General features: G+C 40.7%; 11 protein-coding genes and 2 pseudogenes. 9 read left to right on the top strand and 4 right to left on the bottom strand.

Annotated features, from left to right (window positions below; all coding sequences use genetic code 11):
- Window positions 1-158: 158 nt before the first annotated feature.
- Window positions 159-338 (top strand): annotated as a pseudogene (locus H625_RS13440) (hypothetical protein); the annotation flags it as partial.
- 37 nt (window positions 339-375) lie between these two features.
- Here H625_RS13440 and H625_RS0106590 read toward each other — a convergent pair.
- Both H625_RS0106590 and H625_RS12735 read right to left on the bottom strand, forming a co-directional pair.
- Window positions 376-3,393, bottom strand: coding sequence for an efflux RND transporter permease subunit (locus H625_RS0106590; protein WP_026859218.1), 3,018 nt, complete (start codon window positions 3,391-3,393; stop codon window positions 376-378).
- A 119-nt stretch (window positions 3,394-3,512) separates the two neighbouring features.
- Window positions 3,513-3,854 (bottom strand): annotated as a pseudogene (locus tag H625_RS12735) (DUF6176 family protein).
- 160 nt (window positions 3,855-4,014) lie between these two features.
- Between H625_RS12735 and H625_RS0106580 the strand changes: the two are divergent.
- The 8 genes from H625_RS0106580 (at window position 4,015) to arsC (ending at window position 11,606) form a co-directional block, all read left to right on the top strand.
- On the top strand, window positions 4,015-5,466 hold the full coding sequence (locus H625_RS0106580) for a SulP family inorganic anion transporter (protein WP_026859217.1): 1,452 nt from the start codon (window positions 4,015-4,017) through the stop codon (window positions 5,464-5,466).
- 17 nt (window positions 5,467-5,483) lie between these two features.
- Window positions 5,484-5,888 (top strand): universal stress protein, encoded by a 405-nt coding sequence (locus H625_RS0106575; RefSeq protein WP_026859216.1) that lies wholly within the window; start codon window positions 5,484-5,486, stop codon window positions 5,886-5,888.
- A 136-nt stretch (window positions 5,889-6,024) separates the two neighbouring features.
- On the top strand, window positions 6,025-7,545 hold the full coding sequence (gene exaC / locus H625_RS0106570; protein ID WP_026859215.1) for an acetaldehyde dehydrogenase ExaC: 1,521 nt from the start codon (window positions 6,025-6,027) through the stop codon (window positions 7,543-7,545).
- Window positions 7,546-7,881: a DUF779 domain-containing protein gene (locus H625_RS0106565; RefSeq protein WP_026859214.1), complete on the top strand. Its 336-nt coding sequence runs from the start codon at window positions 7,546-7,548 to the stop codon at window positions 7,879-7,881. It begins immediately after the preceding gene.
- A gap of 291 nt (window positions 7,882-8,172) precedes the next feature.
- A complete protein-coding gene (locus H625_RS0106560; RefSeq protein ID WP_026859213.1) occupies window positions 8,173-9,510 on the top strand; it encodes an MATE family efflux transporter in 1,338 nt (445 codons plus the stop codon).
- Between the two features lie 74 nt (window positions 9,511-9,584).
- Entirely contained in the window at window positions 9,585-9,899 is a 315-nt protein-coding gene (locus H625_RS0106555; RefSeq protein WP_026859212.1) for an ArsR/SmtB family transcription factor, read from the top strand.
- 2 nt (window positions 9,900-9,901) lie between these two features.
- Window positions 9,902-11,191: an arsenite efflux transporter membrane subunit ArsB gene (gene arsB / locus H625_RS0106550; protein WP_026859211.1), complete on the top strand. Its 1,290-nt coding sequence runs from the start codon at window positions 9,902-9,904 to the stop codon at window positions 11,189-11,191.
- A gap of 13 nt (window positions 11,192-11,204) precedes the next feature.
- Window positions 11,205-11,606 (top strand): arsenate reductase (thioredoxin), encoded by a 402-nt coding sequence (gene arsC / locus H625_RS0106545; RefSeq protein ID WP_026859210.1) that lies wholly within the window; start codon window positions 11,205-11,207, stop codon window positions 11,604-11,606.
- Between the two features lie 39 nt (window positions 11,607-11,645).
- Here the strand turns inward: arsC and H625_RS0106540 are convergent, their stop codons facing one another.
- Window positions 11,646-12,917, bottom strand: coding sequence for a M20 family metallo-hydrolase (locus H625_RS0106540; protein WP_026859209.1), 1,272 nt, complete (start codon window positions 12,915-12,917; stop codon window positions 11,646-11,648).
- Window positions 12,914-13,726: a GNAT family N-acetyltransferase gene (locus tag H625_RS0106535; RefSeq protein WP_026859208.1), complete on the bottom strand. Its 813-nt coding sequence runs from the start codon at window positions 13,724-13,726 to the stop codon at window positions 12,914-12,916. Before H625_RS0106535 ends, H625_RS0106540 begins: the two co-directional genes overlap by 4 nt.
- Window positions 13,727-13,767: the final 41 nt, after the last annotated feature.

Below are 13,767 nucleotides of genomic sequence, written 5' to 3'. Positions count from 1 at the left end.
CCAGTCCGGTAAGACGCGGATACACATGAGCTTCCATCATGCCAGTCCGATAAGTCCCGGATACACATGAGTCCCAATCATACCAGTCCGGTAAGTCTCGGATACACATGAGCTCCCATCATGCCAGTCCGGTAAGTCCCGGATACACGTGAGCGAACGCTGAAAAATTAATTACAACAGCAGATGGCGGTGCTGTAATGTTTGAAGAGAAATTACCGTCAGGCGGCAGATGGATTGTGACGACGCTGGATCCGGACTATCATTTTGGCTCATATTTCATGCCTGCAACCGAAAGTTTTTTGGAAGGATTCTTCCCCTACCTTGCAAGCGGCAAATAGAAAAGGACTTCCCGAGGGAAGTCCTTTTTATCTTATATTACTTTTTCTTGCTGTATTTAAATTTGTAGTAGAAATAGTACAGTGCAGGTGTTGCTATCATCGACAGTAATGTCGAGAAGGCAAGTCCGGCAATGACTGTGACTGCGAGCGGCTCGAATAGAACGTCCCCGCTGAATGCAACAGGTATCAATGCGAGTATACTCGTTACAGTCGTTAAAATAATCGGCTTGAATCTTGCGCGTCCGCTTTCGTAAATCGCTTCGTAAATATCATCTACACTGCCATCTTTTCTGCGTATTTCTATAAAGTCTATTAACACAATTGCGTTTCTGACGACGATACCGGTCAGTGATACCATCCCCATTATACCGAGGAAGCTGATTGGTGTCTGAGTTACAAACAGACCGATAATGCCCCCGCTTATTGCTAAGAAAATGCTGAATACTATAATCAGCGGCAAGACGAGCGAGTTAAATTCAAATGCGATCACAAGGTAGACAAGAATCAGTATTACTGAGAATAAAATACCAATTTCGATAAAGAAATCGGTCTGGTCGGATGCTTCTCCGCCGACGATAACTTCTGTACTGCCGTCGAGGCTGTCACTGTAATCGCTGATTAACGATTCTGTCTCTGCTTCATCATCTGAATACACTTGAAGCTCAGCAGTTCTTTCGCCGTTCTTGTGCTGAATTGCAGTAGTATCTTCAGTTTCAGATAAGGTGACAAAATCACTTAACGGATACATTTCTGGGCGGCCGTCTTCGACGTTTACAATATCGATATTATCGAGATTATATTCATCAGCGTATTTCAGCGTCATCTCTCTACTTTGGCCATCTTCAATAATTTCCTGAAGCGGGATCCCTTCTGATATCATATTTAATTCATTTTTAACCTGTGATATCGAAATGCCGTTTTCTTCTAATGTATCGTAATCAATACTGTATTGTAATGTTTCTACAGGATTACCGATGCTGGAAGTAACGAGTGCACCTTCATTTTCAAGCTGTTCAGTGAGTTCTGCAACTTCAGAACTTAAAGTATCTAAGTCATCTTCGAAGAATTCCACTGTAATGGGAGCGCTGGCCGGCGGTCCCTGAATAATCGTGTTCATGAATATTTTAGCATCCGGGAATGCTTCACGTAACGGTGCTTCATATTCATCAATTGTTGCTGATGCACTCATTTTTTCCTTGTCTATCTGCAGTGCAATCTGTGCTGTATTTTCACCTGACCGGTCTAAAGAAGCTCCGAATAAGTTCGGCAGACCTTCACCTGTAAAGATAGATGAACCTTCCACATGGTCCATATCTTCCAATAGATGAGCCAGAACTTCCTCTGTATCCTCATGTGTCTTCTGGATTGTCTGTCCTTCATCAAAAATCAGATCAATTGTGACTTCTGAGCGATCAGCTTCCGGGAAAAACTCAAATGGTGTGAAGCGGACAAGACCGATCGACAGTAACGTCACAATGAGTATCGCCAGGAACGACAGCAATGGACGTTTTAATACTTTAGGCAATACTTTATCTGCGTATACTTTACTGCCCAATGTAAATGCTTTTCCTAATAACCCTGGATTCTTAGGTGTCTTTTTGTAAGGAATTACTTGGCGCATAGCCGGAATAAATGTCAGTGCAAGTACTGTTGAAACAATCATTGTAGATATTAAAATACTTGGCAGTGCTTTTATAAAGTCACCATTCGCACCGGATAATAACAGAAGCGGCGAGAATGTAAAGACGATAGCAGCGGTCGAAGCGATAACCGACGGTGCAACTTCTTTCACACCATTATAAATCGCGTCGCCTTTACTGTCTCCGAGTGTGAATCTGCGTTCAATGTTATCGTTAACGACAATCGAGTCATCGACGAGTATACCCAATGCGATAATTAAACCGATAACGGAAATCTGGTTTAAGTCGACGCCCATCCACGGTACCGGAATCAGTCCGATAAAGATAGAAATAATTACAGTCAGCATTACTGTAATCGCACCGAACAACGACAGGCCGATTGATGTACCGATAATAACGGCAATTACTGCAATCAGCAGTGACGTATATAAGCCGATAAATATATCTTCAACATTTTCTCTTTCCGATGAAATATTATCTACCGTTACGTTGTCAGACATACTGTCAAATTTTTCGTTAATAACGGACTCGACATTTTCAGATACTGACGGTACATCTTCTTCACTTGATAAGAACACTGTGAATGATATTGCATTTTCACCGTTGTACTGAACAATATCTGCAGGAGTGCTGTCGACTGACTCAATGCTCGCGACATCTAGAAGCGGCACTCTGTCTGCACCGATACGTACTTCTTCAAGTGCTTCGAGAGCTGTTTCATCTTCAAATGATAAACGGATAATTTCGTCATCCTGAACATCCTGTCCCAGCACGACCGGGCTCAGAGATAAGTCGATTTCATTCATAATTTCATTTGGATTGAGCTGTTCTTCTGCTAAAGCGTCCCAATCAAGCTGAATTTCGTATTCCGACTCTCTGTAACCTTTAATTGTGACACTGTCGACACCGGCAAGCTGAATGACTTCCTGCTGAAGACTCTCAACGTCACCTCTGACAGCTTCCAGGTCATCAAGAGAATCGCTATGTATTTGATAACTTAAAAGCGGGAATGCATTTGTAACGGACTCAACTTCCGGCTGAGCTGCATTTTCCGGCAAGTCCCCGCTGAGACTTTGTACTAAATTATTAACATCATTGAGTACATTGTCAGGCGTGCTGCCGTCACTGAGAGAAAGTGTAATGACTGAAACATTATCCTCAGAAACCGAAGATACATCTTCAATATCCTCGATACTGAACATTTCCGTTTCAATAAGGTTTGTCACGTTTTCTTCAATGTCATCTTTGTTTGCACCAGGCCAGGCCGTAATGACATTAATCAGATTAACATCCGTCTCCGGAATTTCACGCTGGTCGATAGTTAAAAAAGTATATACGCCGACAATCGACACTGTGAAAATTAAAACTATGAACAGCAAGCTTCTTTTTAACAATATATCTGCCAATTTTCTCATGTTACTTCCTCAATTCTATTGGTTATATATTTATATTCTTCTACAATTATACAGTAAAGGAATAAAAGATATATATTTCAAGTACAAAAAAACTCACCAATATCATTGGCGAGTAATTTTTATCTTATTAACTGTCTCAAATGTTCTGGAAGCATGACCACTTCTGCCTGCATTTCTGCAGGGCGGAAAGTCTTATCGATACATTCTTCCATGTATTCAAGATGTTTTTCATCCAGATATGTGTCATCAATTTTTTCGCCGTCTTCATCACTCTGGATACTCTACCAGTATAAGTATTCAACATCCATAAAGACTTCGCGGAAGATTGTTTCAACGTACATTTTTTCACCTTCGAGGTTTAAAAGCACATCTTCCATATTGTCACGCATGTATTCGATCCATTCATCGACTACTTCGCTTTTGCCTTCTTTTACTTTGAACTTTGTCAGTTCAGCTCTCATATTATCCCTCCTGATATTCATAATTTAAATAACAGTCTTTAATACATTTTATATGAAAATTAAAATGTATGCTATTTTATAATATTATTTTATAAAGAATATTGTATATTTCATCTGATATAATGATTTTAAGTAATTAATTTTAGGAGATAAAAAATATATGATAGAAAAATTTAAAAGAGAATGGCTGACATCGCCCGGAACGAATATTATGGCAGGAATTGTTGTCGCGCTGGCATTAATACCTGAAGCTATCGCTTTCTCGATTATTGCCGGCGTTGACCCGATGGTCGGACTGTACGCATCTTTCCTTATCGCGGTAATTATATCATTCGTCGGCGGCAGGCCGGCAATGATTTCAGCGGCAACAGGTGCGGTTGCATTATTAGTCGTCCCGCTCGTTAGAGAATATGGTGTTGAATATTTATTCGCTGCAACGATACTGATGGGAATCATTCAAATCATTCTCGGGATTTTTAAAGTAGGAAAGTTACTGAAATTTATTCCAAATTCTGTAATGATCGGCTTCGTAAATGCGTTAGCCATAATGATTTTTATTGCACAGCTACAGCATATATTCGGTATTTCATTCGATACATACATATATGTAATTATAACAATTGCAATTTTATATGTGCTGCCGAGATTTTTCAAAAAAATACCGGCACCGCTAGTTGCTTTAGTAGTGCTGACGTCATGTTACATCTTTTTTGGTGCAGAAGTCCGCACAGTTGGAGATTTAGGTGCAATTGAAAAATCATTGCCGAGCTTCATTATCCCTGACGTGCCTTATACGCTCGAAACATTGAAAATTATTTTCCCTTACTCATTATCGATGGCTATTGTGGGATTAGTGGAAAGTCTTCTAACAGCCCGCATTGTCGATAATGCAACGGATACGTACAGCAGTAAAAACAAAGAATCACGCGGTCAGGGAATCGCAAACTTTGTAACTGGTTTTTTCGGCGGCATGGGCGGCTGTGCGATGATTGGGCAGTCAGTTATTAACGTGAGATCAGGAGCGACAACAAGACTGTCGACGTTTACTGCAGGTGTATTCTTAATGCTGCTTATCATTCTTTTCGGAGATCTGGTCGTGCAAATACCGATGCCGATCCTGGCCGGTATCATGGTAGTCGTTACAATCAGCACGTTCGACTGGAAGACGTTTAAGTATATGAAGAAAGCACCGCGTACAGATGTATTCGTAATGCTGATTACCGTCGCGATTATACTTGCTACTGATAACCTGGCAATTGGAGTTATTGCAGGTGTGTTCTTCAGCGCAATTTTCTTTGCAACGAAGATTTCGAAAGTGACAGTGACTAAGGAACTAATAAATAATAATTACGTATTTTATTTTGAAGGACAGATTTTCTTCGCTTCAATTGATACGATGATAGATCAGCTTGAATTTAAAAAATACGATAAAGATATCCTGCTCGACTTCTCGAAGGCGCATCTCTGGGATGACTCCGCAGTAGATGCCATTGATACGATGGTGAGAAAGTTTGAAGATAAGGGGAATACAGTATATGTTGATCAGTTAAATGCAGACAGCAGAAAAATTGTTAAAGAACTCAGCCAGCTGAATGAACAGCATTTAACGTAAAATAAGGAGGTATTTGAATGTATAAATCAATACTGCTTGCAGCAGACGGCTCAGAAAACAGCTTCAGAGCTGCTGAAGAAACATTGAACTTTATCAATAAAGATACAATGGTGACGATTTTGAATGTAATTCAAATAGAGAAATCAAAAGACGCTGTACTTCATGGCGAAAATACTGTTAAACAGCAAAAAGAAAAGATTGCCAAAATAATTGATTTATATAATAAAGAGAACGTTAATTATAACGTTATTTTTGAAAGAGGGCTGCCTGATGAAACAGTCGTTAAAGTTTCTAACAATGGGGCATACAACATTATAGTGCTCGGCAATAGAGGGTTGAATGCATTGCAGGGAATGATGATGGGCAGTGTCAGTCATAAAGTGGCAAAACGAGCCAATATACCGGTGATGATAGTTAAATAATTTTTTAGGGTGAGCGTCTAATGGCGTTCACCTTTTTTATTTAAATTCTTAAATTATCTGTAAATTGAAAGCCTTTACATTTCAGTCTAAAATTAGGTAGAATAAAAGTATCAAACATAAACAAGGGGGAAATAAAATGGTATTTGAATTTCCGAATAAAGAAGGCGCCAAGTACAGAATTAAATCTCAGTATGAAAACTACATCGGCGGTGAATGGGTGGCACCAGCAGATGGAGAGTACTTTGAAAATGAATCGCCGGTAACCGGTGAAGTCGTGTCAAAAGTACCGCGTTCGAAACAGGCAGATGTAGATAAAGCAGTTGCTGCTGCACAGGAAGCGCAAAAATCATGGGCAGTCACATCTGTAACAGAGCGAAGCAATATTCTCTTGAAGATTGCTGACCGTGTAGAAGAACATCTTGAAGAGCTTGCTGTTCTTGAAACTTTTGAGAATGGTAAAGCCGTACGTGAAACGCTGAATGCCGACTTGCCACTCGTCGTCGATCATTTCAGATACTTTGCAGGTGTTATTCGCGGACAGGAAGGCGGGATTTCTCAAATAGATAATGATACTGTAGCGTATCACTATCATGAGCCGCTTGGTGTAGTTGGACAAATTATTCCATGGAACTTCCCGCTGCTTATGGCGACGTGGAAAATTGCTCCTGCACTGGCAGCAGGCAACTCAATCGTCTTAAAGCCTGCCGAGCAGACACCGACAACGATTCTTCATCTGGCGGAACTCATTGGGGATCTGTTGCCTAAAGGTGTTTTCAATATTGTGAACGGCTTCGGTTCAGAAGCGGGACAATCTTTAGCAACACATACGGGTATTAACAAGATTGCCTTTACGGGTGAAACGACTACTGGGCGCATTATTATGCAGAATGCGAGTCAGAATCTGATTCCTGTCACACTGGAACTTGGCGGTAAATCACCGAACATTTTTGCAAAAGATGTAATGGATGCGGATGATGACTACTTAGACAAAGCGATTGAGGGGCTTGTAATGTTTGCACTGAACCAGGGTGAAGTATGTACATGTCCGTCACGCGCACTAGTACATGAAGATATCTTTGACGAATTTATGGAACGCGTGATTAAGCGTGTTGAACAGATTAAAGTAGGTAACCCGTTAGATCCAAATACAATGATGGGTGCACAGACTTCAAATGAGCAGCAGGAAAAAATTGCATCGTACCTTGATATCGGTAAAAAAGAAGGCGCTGAATTACTTACAGGCGGAAATATAAAATCAGTCGACGGCGATATTAAAAATGGTTACTACGTCGAACCGACGATCTTTAAAGGCCACAATAAGATGCGTATTTTCCAGGAAGAAATTTTTGGACCGGTATTAGCAGTGGCGACGTACAAGGATGACGACGAAGCGATTGAAATGGCTAATGATACACTGTACGGACTTGGTGCGGGAGTATGGACACGCAGCCAAAACAGAGCATACCGATTAGGACGTGCAATTCAGGCGGGCCGTGTATGGGTAAACACTTATCACGACTACCCTGCCCACGCAGCATTTGGCGGTTACAAAATGAGTGGTATTGGCCGGGAAAATCATAAGATGATGCTAGCACATTATCAGCAGACTAAAAACCTGCTGGTCAGCTACAGCGAATCAGCAAAAGGATTCTTTTAATTGGCAGTACTTGAACAAGTTTATGCCACCGATCAGGCCAGATCACTTATTAATGAATTGAAAAAAGAACATGGAAACTTAATTTTTCACCAATCAGGGGGATGCTGTGACGGCTCCAGTCCAATGTGTCTGAAAGAAGGCATGATGATTATTGGAGACGTCGATGTACAGCTCGGTGAAATTGAGGGTGTACCATTTTATATGAACCATAAGCAGTACGAATACTGGAAACATACGCAGATTACGGTCGATGTTGTTAAAGGCATCGGCGGTATGTTCAGCGTTGAGGGGCCGAGAGGCGTCAGATTTCATATTCGAAGCGAACCGATAGAATAATGAGAAGACCGGACACGTCGATGTCCGGTTTTTTCTTATTTTATATAAAAGTAAATACATTGCTGAACAAACCGGAGAGTATAAATCCGGCAATTAATCCGAGTGCAAATATCAGTCCCCACTTAGCCCATTTCACAAAACGCAGCTCCCTTATATTATCTTGCTATTCATATACCCTTTCTCTTTAAACATATACCGGTAATTTCGAGATCAATACTTAGCTTTTTCAGCTGCTACATCTTATAATATTACATTGTGTTTTATAGTAATTAAAAATCAGCAGGTGAAGAAATGAAAAGCTCGAAAAATGATTTTACAACCGGTCCTATATTAAAGCCGCTGATTATATTTTCAGCGCCGATCATGCTGGCAAATCTGCTGCAGACTTCGTTTCAAATTGTCGACAGTCTGTGGGTCGGAAATATTCTTGGTGCAGAGGCACTGGGTGCTGTCGCCATAGCAACGACCATACTGGTCACTATATTGTCTTTCATACTTGGTTTGAACAATGCGGCACTGACTATTTTATCTCAGCAGCATGGCCGTAAAGATGATGAAGGCCTGAAGCGCTACTTAAATGCTTTTATCGTTATTATGACTGTAATGTCTGTTGTTTTTGCGGTAATCGGCTACATATTTGCAGAAAGTCTGCTCGGAATTATCGGTACGCCGGATGCTATTTTGGATATGGCAGCGTCATACCTTCAAATAAGCCTTCTCGGGATGTTTTTCTTATTTGGCTATAACTTTATCAATACTGTTTTCAGAGCGCTTGGCGACAGCAAGACGCCGCTTAGAATTGTCTTCATTGCAGTCATATTGAATGCTGTTCTGTCACCGCTCTTTATGATTGTATTTGATCTCGGTATACAGGGTGCGGCCCTCGCTACAGTCGGTTCACAGACAATTGCATTTCTGTACAGTGTGTACCTGGCGGTTAAACGCAATCTGGTACCATTTAAAATGCCTTCTATACCGGCTCGCTATGAAGTCGGATTGATTTTAAAACTGGGTATTCCGGCAGGACTGCAGATGGGTGTTATTCATGCAGGTATCGCAGCGATTCTGAGTGTGGTGACTCAGTTTGGTGCGGACAGTGTGGCAGGATTCAGTGCTGCGCAGCGTCTCGACAGTTTAATTATGCTCCCTGCCATGGCGCTTGGTACGGCAGTTAATGCGATGGCCGGACAGAACATTGGTATACAGCAATGGCCGCGTGTGAAGCAGATTGCACGTTATGCCGCGTTATATAACTTCGGTTTAATGCTGAGTGTGGCTGTTGTTGTAATTATCTTTGCAGAAGCGGGAATCAGAATGTTTATTCAGGATGAGGCAGCGGTAGAATTCGGTACGAATTACTTAAGAATTGTCGCGCTGTGCTATCCATTTTTAGGATTAAACTTTGTCTTAAACGGTATTGTCAGAGCATCAGGAGCAATGTATCAAGTACTGATATTGAACATTATCTCTTTCTGGATACTCAGGTATCCTCTGTCGGCCCTGTTTGCTTCATACTTTGGAGAAACTGGTGTCGGCATGGGCATGGGTGTCAGCTTTATAATCAGCAGTATTTTCGCCTATCTGTATTACAAATTCGGAAAATGGAGAGAAAAAGAACTATTTAAATGATAAACACTCCTAAAAATATATAGACATATATCTATATAGATGATAATCTATATATAAATTACGGAGGTATATGCATGAATTATGACGAAACAGCTTCATTATTAAAAATTATAGCGGATCCAAGCCGTCTTGAAATACTCGATTTATTATCGTGTGATGAACTATGCGGTTGTGATTTACTCGAGCACTTTGAGTTTTCTCAGCCTACTTTGAGTCACCATATGAAAGTTCTGGTAAACTGTGATTTTGTTACGAAAAGAAAAAATGGTAATAAAGTAATGTATGAACTCAATCACAAGACGATGAATAAAATAGAAAAACAGCTTCAAATTATTAACTCATCAAGCGGATATTGTGCATGTCAAACTATGAAAAAAGGTGTCTGCTGATTATGGCAATACTAGCGATAAGCATATTTATTATTACTTTAATATTTGTAATCTGGCAGCCGAGAGGGCTAGATATCGGCATTACAGCAATGATTGGAGCTGCTCTAGCAGTAATAACGGGTGTAGTATCATTTGGAGATATTATAGAAGTGACAAGTATCGTCTGGAACGCGACACTGACGTTTGTCGCTGTCATACTGATTTCATTAATACTGGATGAAATAGGATTCTTTGAATGGTCTGCTAGACACATGGTTAAAGCTTCACACGGCAGCGGGCTTAAAATGTTTATCTACATTGCGCTGCTCGGTTCTGTCGTTGCGGCATTTTTTGCAAATGACGGTGCAGCATTAATTCTGACACCGATAGTTCTGGCCATGGTCCGGAATTTAAACTTTAAGGAAAAAATGATTTTCCCGTTTGTTATAGCCAGCGGCTTTATTGCTGATACGACATCTTTGCCGCTCATTGTGAGTAACTTAGTTAATATAGTGTCGGCAGACTATTTTAATATCGGTTTTATAGAATACTTTTTACATATGATTATTCCTAATATCTTTTCACTGGTCTCAAGTATTCTGGTGTTGTGGCTCTTCTTTAGAAAATCGATTCCGGATACTTTCGATGGCAGCAATCTGAAACTTCCGCATGAAGCGATTAAAGATAAAAAAATGTTTAAGATATCATGGATAGTATTGATTATGCTCTTAGCAGGCTATCTTCTAAGTGAATTCATCGCAGTGCCTGTATCGTTTATCGCTGGGGTTATTGCGATTGTCTTTCTTGTACTGGCGCGTAAATCAGAAGCGGTTAATGTATCACGCGTCGTAAAAGGTGCGCCGTGGAATATTGTTGTCTTTTCAATCGGTATGTACGTCGTTGTCTTCGGTTTAAGAAATGCAGGTATGACAGATTTACTTGCGGATTCAATTGCTGCAATAACTGAATACGGACTTTTGGCCACAGTTATGGGAATGGGTGCAATCGCAGCAATACTGTCTTCAGTTATGAACAATATGCCGACAGTAATGATTAATGCGATAGCAATCAGTGAAACAGGTGCACAGGATGTTATTAAAGAAGGTTTAATATATGCGAACATTATCGGTTCTGATTTAGGGCCGAAAATCACACCAATCGGTTCACTGGCAACACTGCTGTGGCTTCATGTACTGGCTAAAAAAGATATGAAAATATCTTGGGGAACGTATTTTAAAATTGGAATAATAATAACGCCACCGGTGCTTATTATGACACTTCTCGGGTTGTACTTTACGCTATTAATATTTTAAGTGAGGGATAGTTATGACTAAAAAGACAATATATTTTGTATGTACAGGCAACGCTTGCCGCAGTCAGATGGCTGAAGGTCTTGGTAAAGAGATTCTTGGAGAAGAATGGAATGTGTATTCCGGCGGAATAGAAGCGCATGGTGTGAATCCGAAAGCAATTAAAGCGATGGCCGAAATAAATATTGATATTAGCAAGAATACTTCGGATTTAATTCAAAACGATATTCTTAATGCATCTGATCTTGTTGTCACACTATGCAGCGATGCTGATCAGAACTGTCCCGTGCTCCCAGCCCATGTGACTAAAGCTCATTGGGGATTTGATGACCCTGCAGGTAAAGAATGGCAGGAATTTCAAAGAGTCAGAGATGAAATTGGCGACCGGATTTTACAGTTTAAAAATACAGGGAACTAAAAAGTACTGCCGCTTAAAATCACAGCGGCAGTACTTTTTTTATTTATTCATTTGTATTTCTATGAATTTCTTTAGTACATGAACAGTCATTACACAATCGTTTAAACTGGTCCACTCTTTAGGATTGTGACTGATGCCATCTTTACTGCGCGCAAAAATCATTGCGACTGGCAATTCGAGACCGATATTCATAGAATCGTGTCCCGCACCGCTCGGCAGTTCCGTTGCTTCAATGTTTAAATCATTTAAAATATTATGAAGCTCTTGTTTATAAACTTCTTCAACAGGTACAGGTTTAACTCGGGATGTACCGCTCACTGTAACGCCGATATTTCGTTCTTTTGCAATGCTCTCTGCACGTTCTGTAACGAGCTCAAGCAGTCTATCGCGTGTGTCTTCGTGGATATCTCGTATATCGACAATCATCTTAACAGACTCAGGAATAACGTTGGCACCGTTAGGAGAAACGGCCAGTTTACCGACCGTTGCAACGGCTGTACTGCTGACAATTTTAGGTATGTTTTCAAGTTCGCTGACGAAACGGCCGGCAGCAACCAGCGCATCCTGTCTGTCATTCATCGGTGTGTTGCCGGCGTGTCCGGCCTGTCCTTTGAATTCAACTTCAAGCCATGCCTGACCTGCAATACCGTTAACGATTCCGACCGGCAGATTATTTTTCTCGAGCAGTTTTCCCTGTTCAATATGTGCTTCTGCAAAGAATGTCCAGTCACGCTGCTGAATATTTTTGTATTCTTTTAAAGAAGAACCGTATTGCTCGAGAACTTCTTCAAGATTTAAACCTTCATTATCTTTAAGTGAAGCAATTAATTCATCATCAACGAATCCCATATAGGACCGGCTGCCAAAGACGCCGCTCGAAAATCTTGCGCCTTCTTCATCAGAAAAGATTACAACTTCATATGACTTTTTTGGCGTGTATCCAGATACTTTCCACGCTTCAGCAACTTCCAGCGCAGCCAGTACACCGAGTACACCGTCAAAATTCCCGCCTGCCGGCACTGTATCGACATGTGATCCGGAGGCGATAGATTGTGAGTTATCGTCCCCGTTTAATCTGCCGAAAACGTTGCCGGCAGCATCAGTTTCAACCGTCAGACCGGCTTCTTTCATCCAGCCTATTACTAACTCTTTAGCCAGTTTTTCCTCTTGTGAGAAACCGGGACGGCTGACACCGCCTGTTGGAAGTACACCGATTTTGGAAATTGCTTCGAGTCTTTCAGCCAGCCGTCCCCCATCGATTCCGTCGTAATCTAACCCGGTGTTATAGTCATTTATCAAAAGATTTTTCATATATTATGTCCTCCAAGCTGTAATGTGTTGTGTTTAACAAATATGTATTTTGCAGTATATTTCCCGGGAATTAAATGAACCGCAGAGTAGCCAGCGGAAAGTAATTCCTGAAATGTCTTTCTTGTTGTCATTCTCCAATCCAATGCGACTTTGTGGTTATGAGCTTTAACATGCTGAAAATCTTTAGGAACTTCATAAGAATATACATCTGCACTGAAACGTTTAGTGTGAAACTGACTACAGACAGGAATATCGTTATTAAAATGGATTTCATTTAGTGGAGCTGCGCTATCATAATTCTCAGCTTCAGCTTCTGTCACATACTCACTTGATATATACCAGTGAACTTCGAAACGGTCAGACGGCAGGCCTTTGTTCAGACCATCTTTCATTTCTCCGTACGCATTCTCTGTATATACAGAACATGTTCCTCTCAGTTTTGTCAGATTTAAATATGCATTTCGTGTTTCAAGCGGATCATATGTCCAGCGTATTTCCCTATAGCCTTTTTGAGTAGCTATTTCCTGCTGTTGCCTTTTCAGCTGTTCACCTATCTTTTTGGAACGGTAATCTTCTTCTATACCAAGCATATGCGAGCAAAGGTATGTTTGACCGTCCTGAAAACCGGCAAAACCGTAACTGAAACCGATAATTTTATTCTGGTCAAAGGCACCGATAATTATGCCGCCATTTTTAACTGCAGTCAGCGTTTGATGAATTGGCAGCGGCAGCATATTCCAGACATTCTGTTCTATTTTTTCGAGCTGTTCAAGATCTTTTATCGTCGTTAATTCTCTTAGGGTAATCATTTCAAACCTTCTTTATAGTATAAGTAATTTTTTCATAACAT

Origin of the sequence: Jeotgalicoccus psychrophilus DSM 19085 (assembly GCF_000425845.1) — a bacterium.
Lineage (GTDB): Bacteria > Bacillota > Bacilli > Staphylococcales > Salinicoccaceae > Jeotgalicoccus > Jeotgalicoccus psychrophilus.
The sequence above is the reverse complement of the archived record's forward strand: the minus strand, read 5'-3'. Positions and strand labels throughout refer to the sequence as shown.

Excerpts from the sequence above, each read along its gene's own strand:
- H625_RS0106590 (WP_026859218.1), bottom strand. The coding sequence starts at position 3,393 with ATGAGAAAATTGGCAGATATATTGTTAAAAAGAAGCTTGCTGTTCATA.
- H625_RS0106580 (WP_026859217.1), top strand. The coding sequence starts at position 4,015 with ATGATAGAAAAATTTAAAAGAGAATGGCTGACATCGCCCGGAACGAAT.
- H625_RS0106575 (WP_026859216.1), top strand. The coding sequence starts at position 5,484 with ATGTATAAATCAATACTGCTTGCAGCAGACGGCTCAGAAAACAGCTTC.
- exaC (WP_026859215.1), top strand. The coding sequence starts at position 6,025 with ATGGTATTTGAATTTCCGAATAAAGAAGGCGCCAAGTACAGAATTAAA.
- H625_RS0106560 (WP_026859213.1), top strand. The coding sequence starts at position 8,173 with ATGAAAAGCTCGAAAAATGATTTTACAACCGGTCCTATATTAAAGCCG.
- H625_RS0106555 (WP_026859212.1), top strand. The coding sequence starts at position 9,585 with ATGAATTATGACGAAACAGCTTCATTATTAAAAATTATAGCGGATCCA.
- arsB (WP_026859211.1), top strand. The coding sequence starts at position 9,902 with ATGGCAATACTAGCGATAAGCATATTTATTATTACTTTAATATTTGTA.
- arsC (WP_026859210.1), top strand. The coding sequence starts at position 11,205 with ATGACTAAAAAGACAATATATTTTGTATGTACAGGCAACGCTTGCCGC.
- H625_RS0106540 (WP_026859209.1), bottom strand. The coding sequence starts at position 12,917 with ATGAAAAATCTTTTGATAAATGACTATAACACCGGGTTAGATTACGAC.
- H625_RS0106535 (WP_026859208.1), bottom strand. The coding sequence starts at position 13,726 with ATGATTACCCTAAGAGAATTAACGACGATAAAAGATCTTGAACAGCTC.